Genomic DNA, 26,822 nt, shown 5'->3' with positions numbered 1-26,822 from the left:
TCGCCAATTTATATTGCGCTGGCGACTTCTGGGCGCACACATTTTCCAGAAATGGTTTCTGTTGAAGGCGGACCATAAGGACCCTGGAGTCAGGAAGCTCGAGAAATTCCATAAAACAGTTCATTGCGCGGATCCTCAAATTTACGGTGTTGGGCTTGTACCTGTCGATGAGATAGCATTTATAGAGCATCAGATTGTCATGTGTGATTTCGGGGTACAGGGAAAGAAAATGCCTGGCAGTATAGAGATAGGAACGGATCGTCTGGTAAGATTTTCCATTCCGGAGCAGCCACGCTTCGAACCTGGAGAGTTTTTGACGGGCCGTTTCAGAAAGACGGTCTGTGGGAAGAGCAGTTTTTCTCATAGTATTATCATACCTTTCTGTTTTTGAAAGTATTTTATCGCAGGAAACAAAAAGAGCAAGAGAAAACTGGAGAAGACGTTGTTGATGGGGAAAGGAAGGAGGAAAAGCAAAAAATCCGTCGGAGACATAGGATATCTCCGACGGACGTTTATATAAGCTGTATATGATTGGAAATGAACAGACAATGCTTTTGGGAAATGTTCGGTGGCATTGCGCTGCCCGGAAGGAAATTGGGTTGCTTAGTTCTGGAAATCTACAATCGCGTTTCCCTTTTTATCATATCGAACAGCATCCTTATCAAGTGTCAGCGCATCAATGGCGTCAAGGTACGCCTTGATGGACGGATACTGCGGCTTGTAGTTGGCGATGATCTCTTTCGCGGTCACGGCATTGTTGGAGAGCAGGGCATCTACGAGGAAAAGCTGAACCTTTGCCGCGTTCACGCACATACGGTTCGGATCGGTGATCTGGAAGTCGATGCCATGGAGAGTGCCGACAGCGCCGCCTGCGTTGATCTGCACGCCCGGCATTACGCAGGTGACATCGCCGAAATCGGAGGAACCGGTGCTCCAGCCGTTGTAGTCGAAGACAACTTTCTTTCTTCCGCAAAGTGCCACGCAGCAGTCCTCAGCCAGCTTCATGAATGTCGGATCATGATACTCCGGAGCGTAACCAGGGCGGTCGCTCAGCTCAACGCCTGCGCCCATAGACAGTGCGGCACCGGTCAGCGCACGGTTTACCTTGATATTCTCGCGTTTGATCGCCTCTAAGGATTTTCCACGGACATAACTCTCGATCTTCATCTCATCCGGGATAATGTTTACGGCGCAGTTTGCGCCCATGAGGATCGGATGGAAGCGGATCGTATCTTTCTCCTGGAATGTCTCACGGAGGTCGTTGCATGCCTGGAGACCCAGCATAGCGGCATACTCCGCGTTGACTCCCATATGAGGAGCTCCGCCTGCATGGGCAGATTTTCCTTTGTAGCGGATATTTTTCGCTATACATCCGTTCATTCCGAGCAGTGCCTGAAAGTCAAGGTCGGTATCTCCGTCCTCGTTAACGCTGGATCCCTTTGTCATGCCGTGAACCATCATGGCCATGTCGACGCCGTCTAAGAGACCACGGTACATGAATTCGGTCTTACCGCCGTTGTACTTGATGATGCCTTTCTGGCGGAGTTCCTCACGGAATGCAAGCTGGATCATCTCCTCGGCCGGAACGACAACGAGGCGGATGGATCCGCAGAGACCGTCGAGGGCGTGGGGCTGTTTCAATGCGGCTGCGATTCCTAAAAGTGCAGCGGACTGGGCGTTATGTCCGCAGCAGTGGGTCATTCCATTTACGGATTCCGGATGGTTCGCGATATCGAGGGCATCCAGTTCACCGAAGATCGCTACCTTTGGTCCCGGTTTTCCTGTCTCAACATCGGTGTAAAAGCCCGGAATGTTTCCGGCTTTGACGAGTGTGTATCCAAGTGCCTCGTATTTCTCTGCGAGATAGTCGTGGGCCTGCCACTCGGTGTAACCGGTCTGCGGATGAGCCCAGATCCAGCGCTCTGCGTCGAGGATGAGCTGTTTTACGGTATCTACGTTGTTTACGATCAGCTGTTGTCTGTCTGTCATGGAAATACCTCCTGAAATATGTAATATTGGACGGAACCAGGCGCTGTACGGGAGCATCAGGTCAAGCCCGGTTCATCTTTAAAAGCTCGATCAGCGCGTCAGTGTGTTCCTTCGTTGTCGCCCAGCTTGTGGCGATCCGGATCACGGTATGGGAGTCATCATATTTTTCCCAGAAGCTGAATTCCGCCTGCTCTTCCAGACGGTGCAGGACTTCGTCCTCCAGAATAATAAAGATCTGGTTTGTCGGAGTCTCAAGGAAGAACTGGTAACCGTTTTCCTTTAACGCGGATTTTATCGCGGCTGCGCAGTCGAGGGCGGATTCCCCGATATGAAGGTACAGATCATCTGTGAACAGGGTATCGAACTGGATCCCCAGGATGCGGCCTTTCGCGAAGAGCGCTCCGTGCTGCTTTATGATCGTGAAAAAGTGCGGGATCAGCGCCGGATCCGGGATTACGACCGCCTCGCCGAAGAGCGCTCCGCATTTCGTTCCGCCGATGTAGAAGACATCGCAGAGTTTCGCAAGATCCTTTAATGTTACGTCATTTTCCGGGGAAGCGAGAGCGTAGGCAAGTCTGGCGCCGTCCGCATAGAGCGGGAGATGGTACTTACGGCATGTCTCGCTGAGGGCGGTCAGTTCTTCCAGGGAATACAGGGTTCCGTATTCCGTCGGCTGGGAGATATAGACCATGCCCGGCATGACCATGTGCTCATGGTTATCATCAGATAAAAAGGTGTCCATATAAGAGGTGACCTGGGCAGCTGTGATCTTTCCATATGTATGGGGCAGCGGGAGCACTTTATGTCCGCCGAATTCGATGGCACCGGCCTCATGGACTGCGATGTGACCGGTCTCCGCACAGAGAACGCCCTGATAGGAGCGGAGAAGTGCGTCGATGACGGTAGCGTTTGTCTGGGTTCCGCCCACGAGGAGATAGACTCCCGCATTTGGAGCACCGCAGGCTTTGCGGATCTTATCCCGGGCAGATTCAGAGAACTCGTCGAGACCGTACCCGGAAGTCTGCATCATATTTGTGGAGAGCAGCTCATTCATGATAGCCGGATGGGCGCCTTCCATGTAATCGCAGACGAATTTCAGTTTTTCATTTGCCATGTTAAAAACCTGACCTTTCGTGTTGTCTGACTCTATTATACAGATGGCATATTGATGTGTCAATGCAGGAAAGTGTATGAAAAAAATCTGAAAACACTGAGGGAAATATAGGGATTCAGCTGATGATGGCGATAAGAGCGGAAGCCAGAATCCAGAACTTTTTTGGATTGAACGGAGACAGGAAAATCCGCACATAAACGGGTCCCCCATGAAATAGAGTATTATGAAGAGCGGATTTTCGGGGAAACAGAGCATGAAGCAGAAAGTGATAGAGCCGGTTCTCGGCATATGCCTGCTCGCCATGGTGGTCATGGCGGTGAAATATGGGAGTATTCGTGTGACGGGGAGCGGTGACGCCTACATAAAAGAGACACCGGTGGTGGTGGTCGATGCCGGACACGGCGGAACAGATCCCGGCAAGGTTGGAGTCGACGGGAGCCTGGAGAAAGATATCAACCTGGCTGTGGCGGAGCGGTTGAAAACGTACCTGGAACAGGATGATGTGAAGGTCATTATGACGCGGGAGACGGACACGGGACTTTATTCCGAAACGGACAGCCGGAAAAAGATGGCGGACATGAAGAAACGGTGTGAGATCATTGAGGAGAGCGGCGCGGACCTTGTGGTCAGCATCCACCAGAACAGCTATCACGAGGAATCCGTCTCTGGCGGACAGGTATTCTATTACCGGGATTCGTCAAAGGGAAAGGCGCTGGCGAAGATCCTGCAGGACCGATTTGACTATGTCCTGGGGGACCAGAACCGGAGACTTCCGAAGGCGAATGCCAATTACTACCTCCTTCTGCATGTGAAATGTCCCATCGTGATCGTGGAGTGCGGATTCTTAAGCAACCGGAAGGAAGCAGCGCTTTTAAACAGCGGGGAGTACCAGGATAAGCTGGCATATACGATTCATATGGGGATCATGGAGTACCTGAATAAGAAGCAATGAGATAGGAAAAATGTACAAATGAAGAGAAATAAGATTGTTATATTATACAAAAAAGGTCCACCTGTTTTTAACGATCCGATATGGCATTTAAAAGTTCAATATGCTATGATTCTTTTACCAATTGGGACGGAAAAACTGCTTTTCCAGGTGGCAGAAGGAAAAAAGAAACGTTCCACACGGTCATCTGGACTGGAAGGATAAAAAATCCACCGGAAACACGAATATTTCCGGCGGATTTTATTATCAGAATTACTCAAGTACAAGCGTACCGTCGCCCTCAGCACGGATCGCGGATTTGAAGAACTCCTCAAATGCTTTCTCCAGGTAGGCCATATCCTTGGAGCCTGCAGTCTCATACGGGGAATGCATAGCTAACTGCGGAAGTCCGACGTCTACAGTGTTTAAGGAAACCTGCGCGTTGGAGATATTTCCGAGAGTGGAGCCGCCGAGGATATCGGAACGGTTTAAGAACTCCTGGTACGGAACACCTGCGCGCTCGCAGAGGCAGCGCATAACAGCTGCGGAAACAGCGTCTGTTGTGTACTTCTGGTTTGCGCTGTGCTTGATTACGAGACCGCCGTTTAAGTAGGTGCGGTTTGTCGGGTCGGTCTTGTCAGCGTAGTTCGGATGTACGGCATGTCCGTTATCCGCGGATACCATGAAGCTGGAAGCGAGGGACGTGAGGTACTCTTCCTCTGTTCTTCCAAGGCTGCGGTTGATGCGGCGGAGAATGTCGTAAAGGAATGTGGAGCCGGCGCCCTGTTTTGTGCCGCTTCCTACTTCCTCGTTGTCAAATACGGCAACGACCGGGATGCAGCGGTCGCTCTCACTGTTTAAGAGAGCCATTGTGGACGTGAATGCGCACTGGAGATCATCAAGACGCGGAGCGGAGATAAACTCGCCGTCGCAGCCCCATACAGTACCTTCCATACGGTTGTAAAGGAAGAGGTCCATTCCTTTGATCTGGTCAACGGAAACGCCTGCCTCCTCAGCGATCATCTCTTTGAATGCCTTTCCGGAATTGCTCATGCGGTATAACGGAAGCATATCTTTCTGGATGTTGTACTTGTAACCGTCGTTTACTTCACGGTTCATGTGGATTGCGAGGTTCGGGATCATGAGAAGATCACGGTCAACGTTGATCAGTTTTGTTGTGAGACGGTTGCCGTCTTTTACGATGATGCGTCCTGCAACGGAGAGAGGTCTGTCGAACCACGGTGCGCAGAGCATTCCGCCGTACTTCTCAACATTTAATTTTACATACTGGTTCTCGATGTTCATCTCAGAAGACTCTTTGATCTTTAAGGTCGGGGAGTCGCTGTGGCTTGCCGCGATATGGAAGCCGGAATAATCCTTGCGGGATACCTTGAATGCGATGATCGCGGACTGGTTGCGGGTTACGAAATACTTTCCGCCCTCAGCGAGATTCCAGGTATTGCCCTCAGCGAGACGCTCGAAGCCTGCCTCGGTCAGGTAGTTTGCCAGTTCATGAACAGCATGGAAACCGGTCGGACTCTTTTTGATAAAAGAAAATAATTCCTCATTCAGATTCTGAATCATGTTTTTGTTACTCCTTTCGATAAATAACCCCTGTAAGTCATACTACATTATATAAAAAAAATGCAGATCAGGCAAGCTCGCGCTATGATGTGCGCAAGTGTTAAAATATGATTTCTGTTATAATTCTGACGTTTTTCTGAAATTTACGAAAAAGGTCTGGAAGAGGTACCTTTATTCTCAGTTTCATGTTAAAATATGGGCATGAGTAGCTGCGAAGGTATGGAACAGTTACAAATACGATCAATATGGTGAGAAGATCACTGGGAAAAGAGGGGAACTTATGGATTGGAAGAAGATCAGACAGGCAGTCCGCACGGTGCTGGCGGCTGTATTGATCTGCGCTGCATCGGTGGGAATCACCGGTGATCCGGCATATGCGGCGGATATGGGCGCAGTTTACGGAATTTATGAGCATGGAACCGGTTGGAGTGGGTATCATGGTGACAGCAAAACAGCGCGTGCTGGAACCGGAAGCTATGTGACGGCGATCCGCGCCAGCCTTCAGGGACAACCTGAGGGAATGAGCGGCACGCTTTCTTACCAGGTGAACTTAAGCGGAAGCGGATGGCTTTCCTGGCAGGAAAATATGACTCCGAATGGAAGCACCGAGACAGATATGCCGTTAGAAGCGGTCCGCATGGCATTTATCGGACAGCTTGCGGAGAATTATGATGTTTATTACTCTGTATATCAGAATGGCTCCTGGACAACTCCGGTGAAGAACGGGGAGACTGCGGGAACCGAAGGACAGGGACTCCGTGTGGATGGTCTCTGGGTAACGGTGACGGGAAAAGGTGCGGAGGTACCGGAAGGCCCGAATGGAAAGAGCGTTGACCCGACAAGACCGATGGTTGCCCTGACCTTTGATGACGGTCCGTCGAAGTATACGCCCCGGATCCTGGATTCCCTGGAAGCGAACGGCGGAAGAGCCACATTCTTCATGGTGGGCAACCGAGTTGCGTCCTATGCGTCTACCGTAAAGCGCATGGCAGATCTCGGATGCGAGACAGACAGCCATACCTGGGCACATACATATCTGACAGGAATGTCTGAGGGAGAGATATTACAGAGCTTAAATCAGACACGCGATGCCATTGTGGCAGCAGGCGGAAACGCGCCGAAAGGTGTCCGCCCGCCGGGAGGAAAGATCAATGATGCCAGTAAGGCGGTTCTCGCAAAGGCTGGAATGCCGTCCATCATCTGGTCCGTGGATACCCTGGACTGGAAGACGAGAAACGCGCAGCACACCATCGACACAGTTCTCAGACAGGTGCAGGATGGAGATATCATCCTGATGCATGACCTCTATGAGCAGAGCGTCATTGCGGCAGAGACGCTGATTCCTGAACTCACGAGAAGAGGTTACCAGCTCGTGACAGTCAGCGAGATGGCAGAGCTCCGCGGTGGTATGGCGGCAGGACAGTCTTATGGACATTTCCGCTAAGAATAAAAAATATTGCAGTATGAAGCAAAATGTGATATTCTGTTAACGAACAAATAAATATCGTTCTTCGGGGCGGGGTGCGATTCCCCACCGGCGGTATAGTCCGCGACCTGCGAAAGCAGCTGATTTGGTGAGATTCCAAAACCGACAGTATAGTCTGGATGAGAGAAGAAATTGTATGACAGGAGTAGTTCATTCAAGCCCCGGACTTTTTCAATGGTCCGGGGTCTTTTTATTTACATGGACAGGGAATCATCCCCCGAGTCCGTGTGAGCCGGCAATCCTGCACAGCAATTCCTTGTAACAGAAGAACAACAAGTACAAGGAGGAACATTATGAACCAGAACAAAGTATTAAGTGTCAGAAATCTCGTGCTGATCGCCATGTTCAGCGCACTCGCAGCCGTATTGGAGACGATCCAGGTGGCGGTTCCGTTTGCACCGCCGTTTTACAAGCTGGACTTCGCGGAGCTCCCGGTACTGATCGGCGGCTTTGCCATGGGACCGGCCCAGGCAGCTCTGATCGCGATCGTTAAGAACCTCTTAAAGCTGCTCTTAAACGGAACAAGCACTTACTATGTCGGCGAGCTCGGAAACATCATTGGAAGCTGCATGTTCTCCGTACCGGCTGCCCTGATCTACCGCAGACATAAAACGAAAAAGACCGCTATGGTCGCTCTCGCTGCCGGTGTCATCTGTGCTATCGTCGGCGCTGTATTCGTAAACTGCGCGATCACACTTCCGTTCTACGCAAAAGTTGCTTTCGGCGGAATCGAGAACATCATCGCAATGGGAACAAAGATCAACCCGGCAGTTACAAACCTGTATACATTCGCGATCTTCATGATCGTTCCGTTCAACCTTGTAAAATGCGGACTGAACGCGATCGTAACAGCACTTGTATATAAGCATGTCAGCGTGATCATCCATGCAGGGGTTCACAGAGAAAAGAAAACTGAAAATACGGCGGCATAACATCTGAAATGGGAGATTCCCCCGGGATAGAGACGGCGAAAGCCGTGTCTGCCTCGGGGGACTTACAATTTATGTGAGAAGTGAGCAAAAGCCTGCGCAGGCACAAAAGTGAGCGCTGGCAGGTGGCAGAAGTACTTGACGGATAACGACCGAAATGAGATAGTGAAGCGGCAATGACTTAAGAAACGGAGAAAATAAAATGGTAAGATATTATAATGAACTGACAAGACTGGAAATGGAACAGGTCGACAAGGACGAGACGGTGGTCATGATCCCGGTGGGAGCGTTGGAACAGCACGGAAACCAGTGTCCGCTGGGTACAGACGAGATCATCGCGGAGGGAACGGCGAGACGGATCAAAGAGGCCTTAGACCGGGAGATCCCGGACTATCCGATGCTGATCTTTCCGCTGATCCCGGTGGGACTCAGCACGGAACATGTGAACTTCTGCGGTTCTGTCACCTTAAAGCCGGATACCTTTTATCATGTTCTCTACGACATCTGCAAAGGCCTGGCGCATCACGGATTCAGGAAGATCGCAATCTTGAACTGCCACGGCGGAAACTCCCCGATCATCCAGGTCTTAAGCAGGGAGGTAAGAAGTGAGCTCGGAATCGCCGTATTTATCATCAACTGTGGCGCATTCTTCGGAAACCAGGCGGTAAAAGACACTGTGACACCTGGAAATATCTGGGATTTCCACGGCGGTGAGATGGAGACATCCATGGTTCTCGCGGAGCGCCCGGAGACAGTAAAGCTGGAGACCTCCGAGGCGGGAATCCCGAGAAAGTTCATGGGAAACAAGACATTCACCGTATATGGCCCGATCACTCTTGGCTGGGTTTCAGAAGAGTGGGAGACCGAGGACGGAAAGCCCATCGGAATCGGCGGCGATCCAAGCGGGGCGACGGCGGAGAAGGGCAGCCAGATCTATGACAGCTTTGTGGAGTCGATCCTTTCAGGGCTGAAAGAGATCAGAAAGTGGAAAGACTAAGGCACTGTTTCAGAAAATAGTGAAAAAGTGCTGAGAAACCGGTGGACAGATCATTATTACAGCAATATTAAGAAGAACAGAAAAATTGAAATGAATGGAAACGATGCCGGAAAAGCCTGTAAATCCGCCGGAAATCTGTTGCAACCATAACTTTCATGTGCTAAACTGAATACGCAATTGAACAAAGTAAGGTGCTGCGGTTTTATGCAGCACCTTTATCATTACGCGGCAGGCCACAGCGATACCGCCGCATGAGCGTAAAAATGGGAAACCGTATAGAAGAAACACAGGTTTTCTGGACATTTGAGTAATAGAATCGAGAGTGCAGAACATGAATACAAAAGTAGTTCGTATCAAAGAGGAAGAGAAGACAAGAGAGACGCTGGAAAAGAATCCAGGGCTTTTAGAGGCGGCTGAGATCTTGAAAAACGGCGGTCTCGTGGCGTTCCCGACGGAGACCGTTTACGGCCTTGGTGCCAACGCGTTGAATGAGGAAGCGGCAAAGAAGATCTACGCGGCAAAAGGACGTCCGTCCGACAACCCGCTGATCGCCCATATTTCCTGTATGGAAGAACTTCCGGCGATCGTGAAGGAGATCCCGGAGGCGGGCCGGAAACTGGCTGAAAAGTACTGGCCGGGTCCGCTGACCATGATCTTCCCGAAAAAGGACATCGTACCTTACGGAACCACCGGCGGTCTTGATACCGTTGCGGTCCGTATGCCGGTGGATCCGGTGGCAAATTGCCTGATCCATCTCGCAGGTGTTCCGATCGCGGCACCGAGTGCCAACACTTCCGGAAGACCGAGCCCGACAAAGGCGGAACATGTCATCGAGGACATGGACGGAAAGATCGAGATGATCATCGACGGCGGCGCTGTGGGAATCGGCGTGGAATCCACTATCGTGGATGTATCCGGCGAGATCCCGACACTTCTCCGCCCGGGCGCGATCACCATTGAGATGCTGCGTGAGACGTTGGGCCAGGTGGATATCGATCCAGTGATCTTAGGACCAGTCAGCGGCGATATCAAGCCGAAGGCGCCGGGAATGAAGTACCGCCATTATGCCCCGAAGGCGGACATGACACTGGTGGAAGGCGACATGGACAAGGTCGTTGCCTACATCAATGAGCAGACAAAGAAAGCGGAAGCAGAGGGAAAGAAAGTCGGCATCATCTGCACCGAGGAGAGTCAGGACATGTACCAGGGCGGAAACCTCGAGGTGATCGGAAGCCGGGAACACGAGGAGACGGTGGCCCACAACTTGTTTGCAGTTCTGCGTGATTTCGATGCCAGAAAGGTTGACTGCATTTTCTCCGAGAGCTTTTCCAAAGACCAGCTCGGCCAGGCGATCATGAACCGCCTGTGCAAGGCAGCCGGATATCATATTGTGAACATATAAAATTGCAGGAAGGCCTGCGCTTGCTGCGGTGGCTGCAGTAAAGGCAAAAGTACGATCAATTAAAATGAGAAATGGATTTTACCCGTAACTGTGAGAGCGTTGGGCAGTTACATATATGAAATGGAGGACGATCTATGTCAGAAAAGAGAAACGGATACATTACCTGGGACGAGTATTTCATGGGAGTTGCAAAGCTTTCTGCCATGCGCTCCAAGGATCCGAACACACAGGTCGGCGCGTGCATCGTGAGCGAGGACAACAAGATCCTGTCCATGGGCTATAACGGATTCCCGAAGGGCTGTTCCGACGACGAGTTCCCGTGGGATAAGATAGACGAGGATCCGTATAATAGAAAATATTTCTATGTGACACATAGTGAGCTGAACGCGATCTTAAACTACCGCGGCGGCAGCCTGGAAGGCAGTAAACTCTATGTAACACTGTTCCCGTGCAACGAGTGCGCGAAGGCGATCATCCAGGCGGGCATCCAGACCATCGTTTACGAGAGCGATAAGTACGCGAACGACGCGTCCACACGGGCATCCAAGAGAATGCTGAATGCGGCGGGTGTGCGCTATTACCAGTACAACCCGACAGGCCGCAAGATCGAGTACCGGGTATAACGGAGGAACGGATGAAATTTTTGCTGGCGGCGATCAACGCCAAATATATCCACTCGAATCCGGGTGTCTACAGCTTGCGCGCCTTTGCACGGACGAAGATTCCGGGGGCGGATATCGAGATCGGAGAATATACCATTAATCACCAGATGGACTTAATTTTACAGGATATCTACAGGAGAAAGCCGGATTTTATCGGCTTTTCCTGTTATATATGGAATATTTCCTACATCATGGAGATCGTCCGTGATGTGAAGAAGGTGCTGCCGGAGGTCGAGATCTGGCTCGGCGGACCGGAAGTATCCTATGACGCGAAAAAGGTGCTGACCAGAGAACCGGATGTCTGCGGCGTTATGCGCGGGGAAGGTGAACTGACATTTACGGAACTCGTGCGGGCGTATCTGAAGAGAGAAGAATTGTGCGCAGCAGCAGGGGATATTGATAGCGGATCAGAGATGCAGCGTCAGGAAAAGACGCTGGTCAGTGATGAAAACACTTGGCAGCCGAAGGCTGTAAAAGCTGAGACTGGCGATCGCAGAGGTTTAGACCTAGATAACATTCCGGGAATTACCTACCGCGCTGAGAGCGGCGAGGTCGTGGAACGTGGTCCCCAGCGCCTTCTGAGCCTGGATGAGATCCCGTTCTACTATGACGATATGGCTGGATTCGAGAACAGGATCGTCTACTACGAGAGCAGCCGCGGCTGCCCGTTCTCCTGCAGCTACTGCCTGTCTTCCATTGATAAAACCGTGCGTTTTCGGAGTCTGGACCTGGTACTCCCGGAACTGCAGTTTTTCCTGGACCACAAGGTTCCACAGGTCAAGTTTGTGGACAGAACCTTCAACTGTAAGCGGGATCACACGTTAGGAATCTGGCGTTATCTCGTGGAACATGACAATGGGATCACAAACTTCCATTTCGAGGTCTCCGCGGATATCTTCGATGAGGAGGAACTGGAACTTATCGGAAAGATGCGCCCGGGGCTGATTCAGCTTGAGATCGGTGTCCAGTCCACAAACCCGGATACGATCAAGGAAATCCACAGACACATGGACCTTGTGAAACTAAAACAGGCGGTGGACCGGGTCTACGATTACCGGAACACCCATCAGCACCTGGATCTGATCGCGGGACTTCCCTATGAGAATTATGAGTCTTTCATGCGCTCCTTCGACGATGTCTACCGGATGCGTCCGGACCAGCTTCAGATGGGATTCTTAAAAGTATTGAAGGGCTCTTACATGGAAGAGCAGGTCGCGGCATATGATCTGAAATACCGGGGAATTCCGCCATACGAAGTCCTTTCCACGAAGTGGCTGCCCTACAGCGATGTGATCCGGCTGAAGGGCGTGGAGGGCATGGTGGAGGTCTACTACAACAGCGGACAGTTCCCGGCAACCATGAAACTGCTGGAAAAGAAATTTGCGCGGCCGTCGGAAATTTTTACGAGTCTGGCGGAATATTATGAGAAGAACGGACTGACAGGGATCAGTCACAGCAGGCTGGCGCGGTATGAGATCCTTTATGGATTTTTAGAGGGAAAAGAAGCTAAAGTGGAACAGAGCACGCCTGCAGCAGAAAACCTGGCAGGAACGGAGCAGAAGATCGGCGTGAAAGCTGCAGAAACAGCAGTAAAACCGACACTAGCTGACTTCCGCGACAGCCTGATGTACGACCTCTATGTCCGCGAAAACATCAAGAGCCGCCCGTCCTTTTCCAGTGACCAGTCCCCATACAAGAAAGAAGTGCGGGAATTCTTCATGGCGGAGGAAGAGAGTCCTCAGTGGCTTACGGACTATGCGGGATTTGATTCGAAGCAGATGGCGAAAATGGCTCATCTGGAACATATGGAAGATGGAACGTTTGTATTGTTTGATTATAAAAATCGGGATCCGTTGTCAGGAAACGCCAGAGCAGTCCGCTTCCGGTATGACCGGAAGGGAAGCCGGATGGTGCCAGCAAAACCAGCACGGATATGAAGAAAATTGTGCAGATATGTGATGATGCAGTGAAAGTAAAGATGGAGAACAGACATGGCAGATGAAATGATAAATTCTTATGTCGCCCTGGATCTTGAGACGACGGGCATCGGTGCCCGTCACGAAAAGATCACGGAGATCGGCATGGTGAAGGTGATCGACGGTGAGACGACGGACACTTACCACACTATGGTAAATCCGCACCGGGAGATCCCGAAGCGGATCGTGGAGCTGACGGGGATCACTGATGATATGGTGAAGGATGCACCGGGAATCGAGGAGATCCTGGATGAGGTCCTGGCCTTCACCGAAGACCTCCCGCTTCTCGGCCACCAGATCATTTTTGACTACGGCTTCCTCGTACAGGCCGCAGTGAACCAGAAACGGAAATTCGAGAAATACGGGGTCGATACACTGAAACTCTGCCGGTATCTGATGCCGGGGGAGGAAAAGAAGAACCTGAGTGCCGCGTGCGCGTACTTTGCGGTTACCCAGGATACGGCACACCGGGCACTTTCCGATGCCTATGCCGCCCACAATCTATACCAGGAACTGAAAAAAAGGTTTGGCAAAGAACGCCCGGAACTCTTCACTGCCAAAATGCTACAATATAAGGCAAAAAAGGAACGGACGGCGTCGAAAAGGCAAAAAGAACACTTGCAGGATTTACTAAAATATCATAGAATAGACATAACTGTCGAGATCGATCACATGTCCGGAAATGAGATATCCCGGATGATCGACAAGATTATTTTCCAGTATGGAAGAATCCCGGAAAATGCGAAAAAACAGGGATAGTTTTCCGGAACCCTGAGAAAATGAATATTAGTGAATATAGTTCGGAATGAGTTACAGCATATGGCAGCCAGGACTTTTTGATCTGGAATGCGGAACATCGGTAAAATCTGATGCAGTTTGCTCAGGGCATGGGCTGTAACCGGAATGGAAAGCAAGAAGAGGTGAATGTTGTGTTTAACATGAATAATAAAAAGACAAGAAAGATTTTCTCTACCATCGTAATCGTATTAGTTGTACTCGCAATGGTAGTGCCGATGGTCCTCGGCTCCCTTCTTTCTATTTTTTAATCGTGACGGGCTGAAGCCCCAAAATCTATCAGGCATCAGGAAGATATCAGTGAGGAGAAAAGAATGAAGAAAAATGTGTGGATCGCAGGCATGACGGCGATTTTAAGCGCCGGACTTGTTTGGCTTGCCCCGGTTTTCACACTGGCAGATGAACGGATCCCGGACGGGGTCTCTGTTGGAGCCGTCAGTCTTTCCGGACTTACGGAAGAGGAAGCCGAAAAGCAGATTGAGAGTTATGTAAATGAAAAATTAAATCAGGATATCACGCTTGTGGTAAACGGCACGGAGGCGAAGTCCGACGCGCAGACCCTTGGCGTCGCCTGGGATAACCAGGATGAGGTAGCTGAGGCCATTCAGGGGACGGAGCTCAAGGGAAACCTTGTAAAGCGGTATATGAAAAAGAAAGACCTGGAGGTAAATCCGGTGAAGATCGAGCTGGATCTCTCCGTGGACCAGGATAAGGTATCTTCCTTTGTATCCGAGAAATGCGGTTCCGCGGTGGCGGGTGCCGTTGACGCGACGATCACAAGAAAAGACGGAAAATTTGAGATCACTCCTTCAAAAGAAGGTCTGGCTGTTGATATGGATGCGACAAAAGCGGCTCTCAACGAGGCGTTAAACAGCGAAAATACGGATGCGATCCGGGTGGAGGCGTCTGTGACCGTTAAAAAGCCGAAGGTGACAGAGGAAGATCTCGCGACGATCAAGGATGTTCTCGGAACATTCTCCACCAGCTTTGCGACAAGCGGTGCGTCCCGTTCCACAAACCTTGCGGTGGGTGCAGGAAAGATCAACGGACATGTGCTGATGCCGGGCGAAGTGCTCTCCGGATATGAGTGCATGCATCCGTTTACACTGGAAAATGGATACAAGACGGCAACTGCTTACGAAAATGGCAAGTCCGTTGACAGCATTGGAGGCGGTGTCTGCCAGATCTCAACGACACTCTACAACGCGTCCTTATACGCGGAGCTTGAGATCGTCCAGAGACAGAACCACTCCATGTCCGTCAGCTATGTAAAGCCGTCCATGGACGCGGCGATCGCCGGAACTTATAAAGACCTTAAGGTAAAGAACCCATATGATACTCCGATCTACGTCGAGGGCTATACCAAGGGAAAGACCCTGACCTTTACGATCTACGGAAAAGAGACGAGACCGTCGAACAGGACTCTGGCATTTGAGTCTGAGACGCTTTCCACGACACCGTCCCCTACCCAGGAGATCCAGGACCCGAGTCTCCCGGCAGGAAAACGCGTGAAAGTGGAGTCAGGACATACGGGATTAAAATCGAAATTGTATAAGTGTGTCTATGTAGGTGGACAGTTACAGGAACGCACTTTATTGAATTCTGACACATACAACGCGTCAAAGACTGTTTACCGCGTAGGTACAGGAGTCGCGGCTCCGGCAGAGACAACACCTGTGGCCCCGGCAGCACCTGCGGAAACGGAAGCTGCGGCCCCGGCAGAGACAGCAGCGCCGGAGACACAGGCGCCTGAAACCGCGGCCCCGGAGACAGCCGGACCGCAGCCGGGCGAGAACTACGGCCCGGGAATGAGTGCCCAGGCGGGAGAGAACGCGGCTTAGGCCGCATAGAAAAGAGACCGGAATCATGAGAAAAATTGAGCGCGAACCCAACGGAGCTGGGATCTTTAAGCCGGGACAGGATCTGGTAGTTGCAGGAACTGTCGGAAAAAACGGTGTGAAGGCGGCTCTGTCGGCAAAAGAAAAAGAGATATCAGCCCGATTCCCGGAGTGGTTTGTCAAACGGATCCGGGAGCAGGCAGATAAAAAATCAGAGCTGACTCCGGAGATGCTGAACGCCTGCGGTGCAGGAGAATGGGAAGAGATTTCGGAGGGCGGCATACTGGCCGCCCTTTGGGCCATATCGGGAGCTTACGAGCAGGGGATTTCCTTTGAACTGAGGAAGATCCCGGTGGCTCAGGAGACGATCGAGATCTGTGAACTCTTTGACCTGAATCCGTACAGACTTTCATCGGGGGAATGTCTCCTGATGGCAGTGGAAAACGGCGGGGATGCCGTGAAGCTCCTGAGTGAAGCCGGAATCCCGTCTGCAGTGATCGGCAAAGTCGAAAAAGGGATCGCCAGAAAAATGGTCGGGATCGGAACGACCGGATTTCTGGAACGACCGGCACCAGATGAGATCCGGAAGCTTACGGATGCAGCTTCTGGAAAAGAATGATAGATGCAATGAGGAGGAACAATTATGCGTGAAAAAATTTTGGCGATCATTGAAAAGAACAGCCGAATTGATTTAAAGGATCTGGCCGCCCTTCTGGGTGAGAGTGAAGCAGCCGTCGCGAATGAGATCGCGGAGATGGAAAAGGAGAACATTATCTGCGGTTATCACACGATGATCAACTGGGATAACACAGGTGATGAGAAAGTGATCGCTCTGATCGAGGTGAAGGTAACCCCGCAGAGAGGAATGGGCTTTGATAAGATCGCGGAGCGCATCTACCAGTACAGTGAGGTGACTTCTGTATATCTGATGTCCGGCGCCTTTGATTTTACCGTGATCATTGAGGGCAAAACGATGAGAGAGGTCGCGCAGTTCGTATCGGAGAAGCTGTCACCGATGGATTCGGTCCTCAGCACAGCGACACACTTTGTCCTCAAGAAGTATAAAGATCATGGAACAGTTATGTGCGGTAAGGCAGAAGATGAAAGGATGATGATTACACCGTGAGAAACCCATTATCAGATAAAATCGTATCGATCCAGCCATCCGGAATCCGTAAATTTTTCGACATTGTGAGCGAGATGAAGGACGCGATCTCCCTTGGTGTCGGTGAGCCGGATTTTGATACTCCGTGGCACATCCGTGACGAGGGAATCTACTCTCTGGAAAAGGGACGGACTTTTTATACCTCAAATGCAGGTTTAAAGGAATTAAAGATCGAGATCTGTAATTATTTAAAGAGACGTTTTGATGTAGAGTATGATTATAATAAGGAAGTTATGGTCACGGTCGGCGGCAGTGAAGCCATTGATATTGCTCTCCGTGCCATGTTAAATCCGGGGGATGAGGTTCTGATCCCTCAGCCGAGCTATGTTTCCTACACTCCGTGTACGGTTCTGGCTGACGGTGTGCCGGTTACGATCCAGCTCGAAGAAAAAGATAAATTCCGTCTTACAAAGGAAAAACTACTCGAGAAGATCACACCGAAAACGAAGGTTCTGATCCTTCCGTTCCCCAATAACCCAACCGGATCCATCATGGAGCCGGAGGATCTGGCGGAGATCGCGAAGATCTGTATCGAAAAAGACCTGTTTGTTATCTCCGACGAGATCTATTCAGAGCTTACTTATAAGGGACAGCACTGTACGATCGCCGCATTCCCGGGAATGAAGGAGCGCACCGTTCTGATCAACGGCTTTTCAAAATCCTACGCGATGACCGGATGGCGTCTTGGATATGCGTGTGCGCCGGAGCTGATCCTGAAGCAGATGTTAAAGATCCACCAGTTTGCGATCATGTGTGCACCGACGACAAGCCAGTATGCTGCGGTCGAGGCATTAAAAAACGGAGACAAAGATGTAGCTGAGATGCGGAGCGCATACGACCAGAGAAGACGTTATCTCGTGAAGGCACTTCGTGATATGGGCTTTGACTGTTATGAACCGCAGGGCGCATTCTATGTGTTCCCGAGCATCAAGAAGTTCGGAATGACCTCTGATGAGTTTGCGTTAAAGCTGCTGGAGGAGGAGAAGGTTGCCGTTGTTCCGGGTACCGCATTCGGTGACTGCGGCGAGGGATATTTAAGAATTTCCTACGCGTATTCCCTGAATGATCTGAAACGTGCTCTTGAGAGGATGGAGCGGTTCGTGAAGAGACATCTGAATGATGCGAAATAAATGGATGCTGTGATTGTGCGCTGAGCGGACGGTCATGTAAAATACAGTTCCCCGGCTTGATCATGAAGGTGGTCGGGCCGGGGTTTTATATGTCTGCACCTCATATTTCGTGAGAAAATCCGGATTGCTGACATTAGTTCTGAGTGATCGTGGAAAGCGGAAAGCGGCAGACATGACAGGAGAAGATCAACAATGAATATCGTATTATACGAGCCGGAAATGCCGGCCAATACAGGAAATATCGGGCGCACCTGTGTGGCGACGAACACGAAGCTGCACCTGATCGAGCCGCTGGGATTTAAGCTCAGCGAGAAGCATTTGGTCCGGGCAGGGCTGGATTACTGGGATAAGCTGGACGTAACGGTTTACAGCGATTACCAGGATTTCTTAAAGAAGAATCCGGGGGAGAAGATATACATGGCGACCACAAAGGGTGAGCATGTATACACGGATATTCCCTATGACCCGGATGCCTACATCATGTTCGGGCCGGAGAGCCGTGGGATCCCGGAGGAGATCCTGGTGGAAAACCGTGAAAACTGTATCCGGATCCCGATGTGGGGCGATATCCGGTCACTGAATCTCTCGAATTCAGTTGCGATCGTGCTCTATGAGGCGTTACGGCAGAACGGATTTGAGAAGATGACGATGGAAGGACATCTGCATCATTTACACTGGAAAGAATAATTGAAAAATGATAGAGCGCTTATTGTATACAAGATACGAAGCAGTTCCGCCATGGATTTCCGGCATGTTTTGGAGACAGCTGGGGAAGAGATAAGCGTTTTATAAAAAGGGGAAAGCGAGAATACAATTATGATGAATGAAAAATGGGAAGAACAGTTCCGTGAACAGATCCATGGATTTGTCGAAACAATCGAGAAGTTCGATAAGGGAGAGATCGACCGCAAGGCATACAAGGGAATCTCCGGTGGATTCGGAAGCTATGCACAGCATGATCCGTCAAAGCACATGCTGCGTCTCAGAATGGCAGGCGGGAACCTGACGGAAAAACGTCTGGAGTTTCTTACCGAGGCAGTGAAAGATTACGGTGTGGAGCTTATGAAGCTCACTACATGTGAGACCGTGCAGCTCCACAACCTGAAAGCAGAGCAGGTTCCGGTTCTCATGGAGAAAGCCATCGCGAGTGAAATTTACAGCAGAGGCGGCGGTGGAGACAATCCGAGAAACATCATGATGAGTCCTCTCTCCGGCGTGCAGAAAGGTGAGGCATTCGATGTAAAACCGTATGCGGAGGCAGCGGCAGAGTATCTGCTCTCTATTGCTGGCGAGATCCACATGCCGAGAAAGTTAAAAGTAGCCTTCAGCAACGGTGCGGATGATTCCGTACACAGCGCCTTCCGTGATATGGGATTTATGGCAAACCCGGATGGAACCTTTACACTTCGCATCGCGGGCGGACTCGGCGGCGGCTATAAGCTGGGAATCCTTGTGGATGAACATGTCGCGGCGACGGAGATCCTTTACTATATCCGTGCCATGATCGAGACATTCTGCCAGCATGGAAATTATGAAAACCGCGCGAAGGCCCGTACCCGCTTTATGCAGGAGACTCTGGGCACTGATGGTTTAAAGGAAGCGTTCCTTGAGAATGTGGCAAAGGTAAAAGAAAAAGGCGGTCTTGACCTTCATGTGGAAGCAAAGCCGGTAACAAAGAAAGGCAGCGGCGAGATTTCCGGAAAGCGTGTAGTCGCACAGAAACAGCCGGGACTCTATGCGGTGGCATACCACCCGATTGGTGGATGTCTTCCGGCAGGAAAACCTGCGGAGCTTCTTACTCTTGTAAGAGAGATCCCGGACGCAGAGTGCCGGATCGCTCCGTATGAGACGATCTACATCATCAACCTCACTGCTGACGAGGCGGAGAAAGTCCTTGAAGCGACAAACGACGGCGCTCAGAGCACTTTTGAGAACAGTGTAGCCTGTATCGGTGCTGCAATCTGCCAGCAGGGTGTAAGAGACAGTCAGGCGGCGCTCAGAGCGGCTGTGGAGGCAGTCCGTGAGGCCGGGATCCCGGACGGAGCGCTTCCGAGGATCTGTATTTCCGGATGCCCGTCCAGCTGTTCCGGACACCAGGCGGCAGCCATCGGTTTCCAGGGAGCGGCAAAGTCTGTTGACGGAAAGCCGGAGTCCGCGTTTAAGATGTTTGTAGGCGGAAGCGATAAGCTGGGTGCCGCAAAGTTCGGCGAGGCCGGAGCTGTGATCTTAGAGCGCGATCTGCCGAAATTCTTCGTGGACCTTGGAAAAGCCGTTGCCAGCCGGAACATGAACTGGGAGACATGGATCGTGGGGCATGAGGATGAATTTAAGGCGATTGTGGAAAAGTACGCTTAAGAGGAAATCATACGTGGAAAAGTGGGAAAATCCGAGAATGAAAGTAAGCAGCAGAGGCAGCGAAAGCTTTCGTTCAGAGCCCGAATTCATATAAGTAAAAGAGGGCTTTTTAAGAAAGTACGTAACTATTCAGTACCTTCATAGTTACGTGCAAAAATCCATTCCAGATCAGCTTCGCTGATGGGATTTTTGCTTTCCAGCCTATGTTTTCTTACGGTCAGCGCAGCAAGTGCGCAGACCTACTGAACAGTTACGAAAGTACTTCATATTTGAATAACAACATAAAAACGGTCGACAGCGAAAAAACTGTCGGCCGTTTTTTTACATCTCAATCAACTGAAACTCCACCTGTCTGGCCCGCAGCATCTGTGCTTCCCGGCGATGGCATGTGAAAATAATGATCTGGCCGCCATAGGCGGAGGCGAGCCATTCCAGTGCCGTCTTCAGGCGCTCATCATCATACTGTGTAAAGCTGTCATCGAAGATCAGCGGGAAGCCGGAGCCGGATCCCTGGAGAAGCTTTGCGGCGGCGAGACGCAGGGCGAGATAGACCTGGTCCATGGTTCCGCTGCTGACGTTCTCGAGGGGAACCAGCTTTGTCTTCGTGTTTAAGAAGACATTCAGATTCTCGTCGATGCTCATGCTGTCATAGATCCCGCCGGTGATTCCGGTAATGTACTGGGACGCTTCTTTATTCAGGTAGAGTCCGAAGGAATCTCGGATTGAGGAGGAGAGATCTGCCATAGTCTCCTGGGCAAGATCGATGGCGACGATCTCATCGTGGATCCTGTCGTTTTCCGCCAGTGTCCGCTTCAATGCCTTCGCCTTATTTTTACAGTTGCTCAAATGCTCTAATTTCTTCTCAAGCTCCCACTGGGTCCGCTGCTGTTTCTCGATCATCTCGCTGCAGCCGGCCTGTTTCGTCTGGAGATTGCTTAAATCTTCTAAGAACTTCCTGATCTCCGTCTCAGACTGGGCAACCATATCGCAGAGTTTTGAGAACTCGCCCATTCTTGCCCGGAATGCGTTCATGGCGTCCTCAGACACCGCGGAATCGCCGAGATGTCTCGCGAGAAGCGCGCCAAGTTCGGAGGAGGTATTGTCAAACATTCTGTGGTACTCTTTATCTTTCTGGCGGATGACCAGGGAGATGATAAAAAAGATTACAGCCGCCGCGGCTGCCGCACCGCAGACCGGAAGATAGGCAGTGAGGTTGAAATATCCAAGTGCTGCCGCAGCCCCCAGTCCTGCGATTCCGAGAACCGCTGTGAGGCCGGAAAGAACCTTCCTGAACTTCTTGTTACACTCCCCATTCAGAGTATTATATTCGCTGTAAAGTCTCTCCGCGTCGGAAGACACGGCATCCACGGACGTCCGGTCTGTAAAGCCGTTGTCAGACAGCACCTTTTTTCCATTCGCCAGCTTCTCGTCCAGATCCTTTTTCTGCGCCTGGGTATTGTCGATCAGGCCCTTGACCTGGGTCCGCATATTCTGGTAGGCGGCGAGCTGGTTTTCGTATTCCGGCCCGGCGATCTCCGCCTCCACATTCCGGATCTCCGCGAGAAGAGCAGTAAACTCCCGGCTCGCCTCCGGGATCAGACCCGCCTCGAGGGAACGTTTCTGGTTTCTCAAAAACGCAGTCGCTTTTGTGATATTTAAGGAAATATTGCCGGTGGTGTTCATGTTGGCAATATAATTCTTTAATTCCGTCACCATCCCGTCCTCGGTGGCACTCTTTAACTGACCAATACTGATGGTGTTGTTGTACATGGTTTCGGTGAGACCGTCAAGCAGGCTGGAGACAAATGCAGGTGTCGCCTCTTCCTCCAGTCCTTTCGTCTCATTGATGATCTTTAAAGACTTATTTTCCTTCCGGAACCGGCGCTCGATGCGGTAGATGGTTCCGTCCTTTTCCAGTCTCAGCCATCCCTCATATGTTCCGCTGTTCTCCCAGGGCTCGTACTTTGTATACAGATCATTCTTTGCCGCCCGTCCGCGCCCGCGCTCGATGCCGAAGAGCATGCCGCGGATGAAGGTGTGAAGCGTGGATTTTCCGGCTTCGTTCTTTCCGTAGATAATGTTGATCCCGTCGTTGAAGGAGATGGTCCGGTCATGAAATTTTCCGAAACCGTCGATATGTAATTCGAGTAATCTCATGGCTGGCTCCTTTCATCTTTTGTCATAAGCAGGGCATGAATTCCATAGTACAGGGCTTTCTTCTCCACCGGACTCATATCATCCTTCATGAGTGCCTGGATATAAAAGCCGATCATGTCGCTTGGATGTTCCGCGAACAGTGCGTGGAAATCATACTGTGGCTCCGACTCGTCCAGGATCTCGATAATATTCCACTGACCGGAGAGAAAATCCAGGTCAAAGCTGATATCCGGGTCCCGCATACCGCGGATCCGGAAGCGGTAGATATTGTTGGCACCGCGCTTGCGGATCTCGTCGGCGATGATCTGGGAAAGCTCGGTGTTTGTCGTCTGGGGCGTCACATTGACCACGAGCGGGATATACTGGGCCTGGCAGACTTCCTTAAACTGCAGGGAGGTCACATGTCCGCTGGTGGTGTCGATCTCGCCGATAAAATATCCGTGAGGTCCGGTCTCCGTCATGTCAAGCGGTTCCGGGGAACCGGCGTACGCCATGCGGTTTTCCAGAAGAATCTCCGGTTTGTGGATATGTCCCAGGGCGATGTAGGAGAACGGGGATGCTGCCAGCGCATTCCGATCAAATGGGACATGTTTCGCGTCACCGCCGTGGAGCATGAGAATTCTGGTGCGTCTCGAGGCCGGCAGGGAAATATTGTCGGCTTTCGCCTCGGTGATCTCGGCCGTGTGGTAGCTGAAGCCGTAGACCTCCGTGTTCAGTTCCTCGAAATAGACGGAAGAGAGGTTCTCGTCCATCAGAAATGTGACGTTCGGCGCCCAGGTGAAGCTCAAGAGGGCGGAACTCTTCCGGATCCGGTCATGGTTCCCGGCGATGATGACAACGCGGGTTCCCGGAATCGTGGAGAACAGGTAGTTGACCTCTTTCAGATCCCGCGCTAAGGGCTGGCGGTGGAATAAGTCACCGGAGATCAGAAGAAGGTCCGCGCGGGAGTCCCTGGCGTCCTCGATGATCCCCTGGAACGTCAGACGGATCGCCTGTTCCCGCTTTTTGCCCCAGGGCTTATCGCTGTCCGGGATCATGCCCCAGTGGATATCGGCGGTGTGAATAAATTTCATACATTCCTCCATGGTGTATGGATTGCAGATACACTGCGATCCAGTATCAAGGTAGTGGACTATGAAAGTCCGCAAAAACGTGTTTCTCAGGTTACCGCGGCAGTTCGGTCACCAGGGGATCGCCGCCGCGTAAAAGTGAAAAGGAGCGCAACAGATCTCTGTGCGCTCCCTTGCGGCTGCCTTGCATCGAAAGGACGCGGCGGGCTGCTGTTTTCATTATAATTCGCAGTTATTAACGGTACGCGGGAATGGAACTACGTCGCGGATATTGCCCATTCCTGTAAGGTACATTACGCAGCGCTCGAAGCCGAGACCGAAACCGGAGTGGCGGACACTGCCGTATTTTCTCAGATCGAGGTAGAAATCGTAGTCTTCCGGCTTTAATCCGAGCTCGTTCATGCGGGCAAGGAGCTTCTCGTAATCGTCCTCACGCTGGCTTCCGCCGATGATCTCGCCGATACCCGGAACGAGACAGTCCACAGCGGCAACGGTCTTTCCGTCCGGATTTAATTTCATGTAGAACGCCTTGATCTCCTTCGGGTAGTCGGTAACAAATACCGGTCTCTTGAAGATCTTTTCTGTCAGATAGCGCTCATGTTCTGTCTGGAGATCGCAGCCCCAGAATACCTTGTAATCGAACTCATCGTTGTGCTCTTCAAGGAGCTTTACAGCCTCTGTGTAGGTAACGTGGCCGAATTCGGAATTTAATACGTTGTTTAAGCGGTCGAGAAGTCCCTTGTCGACGAACTGGTTGAAGAAGTTCATCTCGGATGGAGCGTTCTCGAGAACGTAACGGATGACATACTTTAACATGCCTTCAGCGACAGCCATATTGTCATCGAGATCTGCGAATGCCATCTCCGGCTCGATCATCCAGAACTCGGCAGCATGACGGGTCGTGTTGGAATTCTCAGCACGGAAGGTCGGTCCGAAGGTATAAACATTGCGGAATGCCATTGCGTAGGTCTCAGCGTTTAACTGTCCGCTTACGGTAAGGCTTGTATGCTTTCCGAAAAAGTCCTCGCTGTAATCAACTGCGCCGTCCTCAGTCTTCGGAATGTTATCGAGATCGAGAGTTGTTACCTGGAACATCTCACCGGCACCCTCACAGTCACTGGAGGTGATTAACGGAGTGTGGACATAGACGAAGCCCTGCTCCTGGAAGTACTGATGGATCGCGTAAGCGATCAGGGAACGCACGCGGAATACAGCCTGGAAGGTATTGGTACGCGCGCGGAGGTGCGGGATCGTACGAAGATATTCGAAGGTGTGGCGTTTTTTCTGGAGCGGGTAGTCTGCGCTGGAAGCACCCTCAACGGTAACTTCTGTTGCCTGGATCTCAAACGGCTGCTTTGCCTCCGGTGTTGCCACAAGAGTACCTTTAACGATGATGGAAGCGCCGACGTTTAATTTGGAGACCTCAGCGAAGTTTGCCATTGTGTCATGGTAAACGATCTGTAAGGTGTCGAAGCTTGTACCGTCGTTTAATACGATAAAGCCGAATGCCTTGGAGTCACGAATGCTGCGGATCCATCCGCCGACAGTGATCTCCTTATCTAAATATTTCTCACGCTCTTTAAAGAGCTCTTTGACTGTTGTCAACTGCATGATTCTTCCTTCTCCTTATATCTCTCTTCTTAGCTTAGATAAATGTGCAATCTGGTATTAGTATAGCGTATTTTTTATGGGGATTCAAGGTGAAATGGGCATAACACGGGGGTTTTCGGGAGTTTTTTAAAGGCTTCCCGAGCAGAAATTACAGAGTCCATCAAGATTTGTAAGTAAAATAGAAATAGAAAAATAAGTTTTTATAGAAAAATCCCGAAATATCGACTATAATAATAATAAAATAGCACACGGGAGGGCAAACGAATGAATATTTACGATCGGATCAAGACCATGAGCGATGAGATGGCAGGTGACCTTACAGCGCAGAGACGTGACTTTCATAAGTACGCGGAGCCGGGCTGGTTTGAGATGAGGACATCGTCCATTATTGCGCGGAAACTGACAGAGCTCGGATATGAAGTGCTTGTCGGAGATCAGGTCTGCAAAAAGGATTCCAGAATGGGCGTTCCGTCTGAGGAAAAGTTAGAGGAACAGTATGAGCGTGCCGTTGCCCAGGGAGCGGATCCGGAGTTTGTTAAGTACACAAAGGGAGGAATGACCGGTGTGATCGGAATCCTGCGCTGCGGCGAGGGCCCGACGGTTGCCATGCGGTTTGATATCGATGCCCTCGGCGTATTCGAGGAACATGATCCGAGCCACAGACCGGCGAAGGAGGGATTTAACTCCGTAAATGAAGGCTTCATGCATGCCTGCGGACATGATGGACATGCCACCATCGGTCTCGGTGTGGCGAAAGTTCTGATGTCTATAAAGGACCAGCTTCACGGAACAGTAAAGCTGATCTTCCAGCCGGCGGAAGAGGGCGTCCGCGGCGCGAAATCCATCGTTGATAACGGACACCTTGACGGTGTGGATTACATGATCGGCTCTCATGTGACAAATAAGAAAGAGGACGATCCGGCAGTGGTAATTCCGGGAAGCTATGGCTCTCTCGCAACGACAAAATATGATGTGATCTTCCACGGAAAATCTGCCCATGCGGGCGGATCACCGGAGGTTGGACGGAATGTCATGCTGGCAGTCGGAACGGCGATCTTAAACCTTTATGCGATCCCGCGTCACTCCGGCGGTGTGTCCAGAGTAAATGTGGGAACCGTTGTCGCCGGAAGCGGACGGAATGTTATCGCGGACGAGGCGAAGATGGAGATCGAGGTCCGCGGTGAGACCACCGAGATCAACGAGTACATGAAAAATTACGCAGTGAACATTATCGAGAGCGCGGCAAAAATGCACGGATGCACCTGTGAGATGAAGCTTATGGGCGCGGCAAACTCTCTGGCGAGCAGTGAGGCGCTGATGGAGCGGGTGAAGAGAGTCTGCGAGGAAGATCTCCATCTGCCGGTTGCGAAGGAAATGAGCAGCAAAAACGGCGGCAGCGAGGATGTCTCCTATATGATGAACCGCGTCCAGGAACAGGGCGGACAGGCGACCTTCATGCGCGTCCTCACCCACGAAGCCGGCCCGGGTCACAGCCGTATCTTCGATATCGACGAGCAGGTTCTTCCGAATGCGGTGAAGATCTTCTGCGGTGTGGTTTATGACATTATGCACTAATGGGTGAGAAGTGCATGCGATAAAAAGTGACAGATAAAAAGAGCTCCGGCCAATTTGCC

The 26,822-nt window shown here is 51.1% G+C and carries 23 protein-coding genes and 1 riboswitch; of the genes, 17 read left to right on the top strand and 6 right to left on the bottom strand.

The window, feature by feature from the left end:
• A partial coding sequence (locus tag DW677_RS19165; protein ID WP_347473063.1) for a hypothetical protein occupies nucleotides 1–391 on the top strand: 391 nt, incomplete at its 5' end.
• Between the two features lie 212 nt (nucleotides 392–603).
• On the opposite strand, the gene DW677_RS07050 is transcribed toward DW677_RS19165, so the two are convergent.
• Together DW677_RS07050 and DW677_RS07045 are read right to left on the bottom strand one after the other, a co-directional pair.
• Nucleotides 604–1,989, bottom strand: coding sequence for an amidohydrolase (locus DW677_RS07050; RefSeq protein WP_181968319.1), 1,386 nt, complete (start codon nucleotides 1,987–1,989; stop codon nucleotides 604–606).
• A gap of 61 nt (nucleotides 1,990–2,050) precedes the next feature.
• Complete coding sequence (locus tag DW677_RS07045) at nucleotides 2,051–3,103, bottom strand: beta-eliminating lyase-related protein (protein ID WP_117469004.1); 1,053 nt, start codon at nucleotides 3,101–3,103, stop codon at nucleotides 2,051–2,053.
• Between the two features lie 253 nt (nucleotides 3,104–3,356).
• Between DW677_RS07045 and DW677_RS07040 the strand changes: the two genes are divergently transcribed.
• Nucleotides 3,357–4,055 carry an N-acetylmuramoyl-L-alanine amidase gene (locus DW677_RS07040; protein WP_117469291.1) on the top strand — a complete coding sequence of 233 codons (699 nt, stop codon included), beginning with the start codon at nucleotides 3,357–3,359 and terminating at the stop codon, nucleotides 4,053–4,055.
• Nucleotides 4,056–4,073: 18 nt separating this feature from the next.
• A complete protein-coding gene (locus DW677_RS07035; protein WP_117566745.1) occupies nucleotides 4,074–4,256 on the top strand; it encodes a hypothetical protein in 183 nt (60 codons plus the stop codon).
• Between the two features lie 48 nt (nucleotides 4,257–4,304).
• On the opposite strand, the gene DW677_RS07030 is transcribed toward DW677_RS07035, so the two are convergent.
• Nucleotides 4,305–5,615: a M18 family aminopeptidase gene (locus DW677_RS07030; RefSeq protein WP_015553000.1), complete on the bottom strand. Its 1,311-nt coding sequence runs from the start codon at nucleotides 5,613–5,615 to the stop codon at nucleotides 4,305–4,307.
• Nucleotides 5,616–5,895: 280 nt separating this feature from the next.
• On the opposite strand from DW677_RS07030, the gene DW677_RS07025 reads away from it, so the two are divergent.
• The 13 genes from DW677_RS07025 (at nucleotide 5,896) to DW677_RS06965 (ending at nucleotide 20,350) form a co-directional block, all read left to right on the top strand.
• Complete coding sequence (locus DW677_RS07025; RefSeq protein ID WP_117566744.1) at nucleotides 5,896–7,059, top strand: polysaccharide deacetylase family protein; 1,164 nt, start codon at nucleotides 5,896–5,898, stop codon at nucleotides 7,057–7,059.
• A gap of 59 nt (nucleotides 7,060–7,118) precedes the next feature.
• Nucleotides 7,119–7,236: riboswitch (FMN riboswitch) on the top strand.
• Nucleotides 7,237–7,394: 158 nt separating this feature from the next.
• Nucleotides 7,395–8,033 carry an ECF transporter S component gene (locus DW677_RS07020; protein ID WP_117566743.1) on the top strand — a complete coding sequence of 213 codons (639 nt, stop codon included), beginning with the start codon at nucleotides 7,395–7,397 and terminating at the stop codon, nucleotides 8,031–8,033.
• A gap of 199 nt (nucleotides 8,034–8,232) precedes the next feature.
• A complete protein-coding gene (locus tag DW677_RS07015; protein ID WP_015553003.1) occupies nucleotides 8,233–9,027 on the top strand; it encodes a creatininase family protein in 795 nt (264 codons plus the stop codon).
• Nucleotides 9,028–9,358: 331 nt separating this feature from the next.
• Nucleotides 9,359–10,429 (top strand): L-threonylcarbamoyladenylate synthase, encoded by a 1,071-nt coding sequence (locus DW677_RS07010; RefSeq protein WP_015553004.1) that lies wholly within the window; start codon nucleotides 9,359–9,361, stop codon nucleotides 10,427–10,429.
• 134 nt (nucleotides 10,430–10,563) lie between these two features.
• Nucleotides 10,564–11,052, top strand: coding sequence for a dCMP deaminase family protein (locus DW677_RS07005; RefSeq protein WP_117469010.1), 489 nt, complete (start codon nucleotides 10,564–10,566; stop codon nucleotides 11,050–11,052).
• Nucleotides 11,053–11,063: 11 nt separating this feature from the next.
• Entirely contained in the window at nucleotides 11,064–13,028 is a 1,965-nt protein-coding gene (locus tag DW677_RS07000) for a B12-binding domain-containing radical SAM protein (protein WP_117566742.1), read from the top strand.
• A 54-nt stretch (nucleotides 13,029–13,082) separates the two neighbouring features.
• Nucleotides 13,083–13,826, top strand: a complete 744-nt coding sequence (locus DW677_RS06995; protein ID WP_347473060.1) for a 3'-5' exonuclease — start codon at nucleotides 13,083–13,085, stop codon at nucleotides 13,824–13,826.
• Between the two features lie 350 nt (nucleotides 13,827–14,176).
• Nucleotides 14,177–15,703: a VanW family protein gene (locus tag DW677_RS06990; protein WP_117566741.1), complete on the top strand. Its 1,527-nt coding sequence runs from the start codon at nucleotides 14,177–14,179 to the stop codon at nucleotides 15,701–15,703.
• 25 nt (nucleotides 15,704–15,728) lie between these two features.
• Nucleotides 15,729–16,319 carry an AIR synthase-related protein gene (locus DW677_RS06985; protein WP_117483522.1) on the top strand — a complete coding sequence of 197 codons (591 nt, stop codon included), beginning with the start codon at nucleotides 15,729–15,731 and terminating at the stop codon, nucleotides 16,317–16,319.
• A 24-nt stretch (nucleotides 16,320–16,343) separates the two neighbouring features.
• On the top strand, nucleotides 16,344–16,826 hold the full coding sequence (locus DW677_RS06980; RefSeq protein ID WP_015553011.1) for an Lrp/AsnC family transcriptional regulator: 483 nt from the start codon (nucleotides 16,344–16,346) through the stop codon (nucleotides 16,824–16,826).
• Nucleotides 16,823–17,995 carry an aminotransferase class I/II-fold pyridoxal phosphate-dependent enzyme gene (locus DW677_RS06975; protein ID WP_117469014.1) on the top strand — a complete coding sequence of 391 codons (1,173 nt, stop codon included), beginning with the start codon at nucleotides 16,823–16,825 and terminating at the stop codon, nucleotides 17,993–17,995. Before DW677_RS06980 ends, DW677_RS06975 begins: the two co-directional genes overlap by 4 nt.
• Nucleotides 17,996–18,187: 192 nt before the next feature.
• Entirely contained in the window at nucleotides 18,188–18,682 is a 495-nt protein-coding gene (gene trmL / locus DW677_RS06970; protein WP_117566740.1) for a tRNA (uridine(34)/cytosine(34)/5-carboxymethylaminomethyluridine(34)-2'-O)-methyltransferase TrmL, read from the top strand.
• A 129-nt stretch (nucleotides 18,683–18,811) separates the two neighbouring features.
• Nucleotides 18,812–20,350 (top strand): nitrite/sulfite reductase, encoded by a 1,539-nt coding sequence (locus DW677_RS06965; protein ID WP_117566739.1) that lies wholly within the window; start codon nucleotides 18,812–18,814, stop codon nucleotides 20,348–20,350.
• A gap of 321 nt (nucleotides 20,351–20,671) precedes the next feature.
• On the opposite strand, the gene DW677_RS06960 is transcribed toward DW677_RS06965, so the two are convergent.
• The 3 genes from DW677_RS06960 to asnS form a co-directional block, all read right to left on the bottom strand.
• Complete coding sequence (locus DW677_RS06960; RefSeq protein WP_117566738.1) at nucleotides 20,672–22,507, bottom strand: AAA family ATPase; 1,836 nt, start codon at nucleotides 22,505–22,507, stop codon at nucleotides 20,672–20,674.
• Complete coding sequence (locus DW677_RS06955; protein WP_117469018.1) at nucleotides 22,504–23,580, bottom strand: DNA repair exonuclease; 1,077 nt, start codon at nucleotides 23,578–23,580, stop codon at nucleotides 22,504–22,506. Before DW677_RS06955 ends, DW677_RS06960 begins: the two co-directional genes overlap by 4 nt.
• A gap of 216 nt (nucleotides 23,581–23,796) precedes the next feature.
• Nucleotides 23,797–25,188: an asparagine--tRNA ligase gene (gene asnS / locus DW677_RS06950; RefSeq protein WP_117566737.1), complete on the bottom strand. Its 1,392-nt coding sequence runs from the start codon at nucleotides 25,186–25,188 to the stop codon at nucleotides 23,797–23,799.
• Nucleotides 25,189–25,452: 264 nt separating this feature from the next.
• Here asnS and DW677_RS06945 point away from each other — a divergent pair, with 264 nt between their 5' ends.
• Entirely contained in the window at nucleotides 25,453–26,763 is a 1,311-nt protein-coding gene (locus DW677_RS06945) for an amidohydrolase (protein WP_117566736.1), read from the top strand.
• Nucleotides 26,764–26,822: the final 59 nt, after the last annotated feature.

This window comes from Clostridium sp. AM25-23AC (assembly GCF_003435125.1).
Lineage (GTDB): Bacteria > Bacillota > Clostridia > Lachnospirales > Lachnospiraceae > Pilosibacter > Pilosibacter fragilis.
The sequence above is the reverse complement of the archived record's forward strand: the minus strand, read 5'-3'. Positions and strand labels throughout refer to the sequence as shown.

Coding starts and splice junctions, on each gene's coding strand:
- DW677_RS07050 (WP_181968319.1), bottom strand. CDS start 1,989: ATGACAGACAGACAACAGCTGATCGTAAACAACGTAGATACCGTAAAA.
- DW677_RS07045 (WP_117469004.1), bottom strand. CDS start 3,103: ATGGCAAATGAAAAACTGAAATTCGTCTGCGATTACATGGAAGGCGCC.
- DW677_RS07040 (WP_117469291.1), top strand. CDS start 3,357: ATGAAGCAGAAAGTGATAGAGCCGGTTCTCGGCATATGCCTGCTCGCC.
- DW677_RS07035 (WP_117566745.1), top strand. CDS start 4,074: ATGAAGAGAAATAAGATTGTTATATTATACAAAAAAGGTCCACCTGTT.
- DW677_RS07030 (WP_015553000.1), bottom strand. CDS start 5,615: ATGATTCAGAATCTGAATGAGGAATTATTTTCTTTTATCAAAAAGAGT.
- DW677_RS07025 (WP_117566744.1), top strand. CDS start 5,896: ATGGATTGGAAGAAGATCAGACAGGCAGTCCGCACGGTGCTGGCGGCT.
- DW677_RS07020 (WP_117566743.1), top strand. CDS start 7,395: ATGAACCAGAACAAAGTATTAAGTGTCAGAAATCTCGTGCTGATCGCC.
- DW677_RS07015 (WP_015553003.1), top strand. CDS start 8,233: ATGGTAAGATATTATAATGAACTGACAAGACTGGAAATGGAACAGGTC.
- DW677_RS07010 (WP_015553004.1), top strand. CDS start 9,359: ATGAATACAAAAGTAGTTCGTATCAAAGAGGAAGAGAAGACAAGAGAG.
- DW677_RS07005 (WP_117469010.1), top strand. CDS start 10,564: ATGTCAGAAAAGAGAAACGGATACATTACCTGGGACGAGTATTTCATG.
- DW677_RS07000 (WP_117566742.1), top strand. CDS start 11,064: ATGAAATTTTTGCTGGCGGCGATCAACGCCAAATATATCCACTCGAAT.
- DW677_RS06995 (WP_347473060.1), top strand. CDS start 13,083: ATGGCAGATGAAATGATAAATTCTTATGTCGCCCTGGATCTTGAGACG.
- DW677_RS06990 (WP_117566741.1), top strand. CDS start 14,177: ATGAAGAAAAATGTGTGGATCGCAGGCATGACGGCGATTTTAAGCGCC.
- DW677_RS06985 (WP_117483522.1), top strand. CDS start 15,729: ATGAGAAAAATTGAGCGCGAACCCAACGGAGCTGGGATCTTTAAGCCG.
- DW677_RS06980 (WP_015553011.1), top strand. CDS start 16,344: ATGCGTGAAAAAATTTTGGCGATCATTGAAAAGAACAGCCGAATTGAT.
- trmL (WP_117566740.1), top strand. CDS start 18,188: ATGAATATCGTATTATACGAGCCGGAAATGCCGGCCAATACAGGAAAT.
- DW677_RS06965 (WP_117566739.1), top strand. CDS start 18,812: ATGATGAATGAAAAATGGGAAGAACAGTTCCGTGAACAGATCCATGGA.
- DW677_RS06960 (WP_117566738.1), bottom strand. CDS start 22,507: ATGAGATTACTCGAATTACATATCGACGGTTTCGGAAAATTTCATGAC.
- DW677_RS06955 (WP_117469018.1), bottom strand. CDS start 23,580: ATGAAATTTATTCACACCGCCGATATCCACTGGGGCATGATCCCGGAC.
- asnS (WP_117566737.1), bottom strand. CDS start 25,188: ATGCAGTTGACAACAGTCAAAGAGCTCTTTAAAGAGCGTGAGAAATAT.
- DW677_RS06945 (WP_117566736.1), top strand. CDS start 25,453: ATGAATATTTACGATCGGATCAAGACCATGAGCGATGAGATGGCAGGT.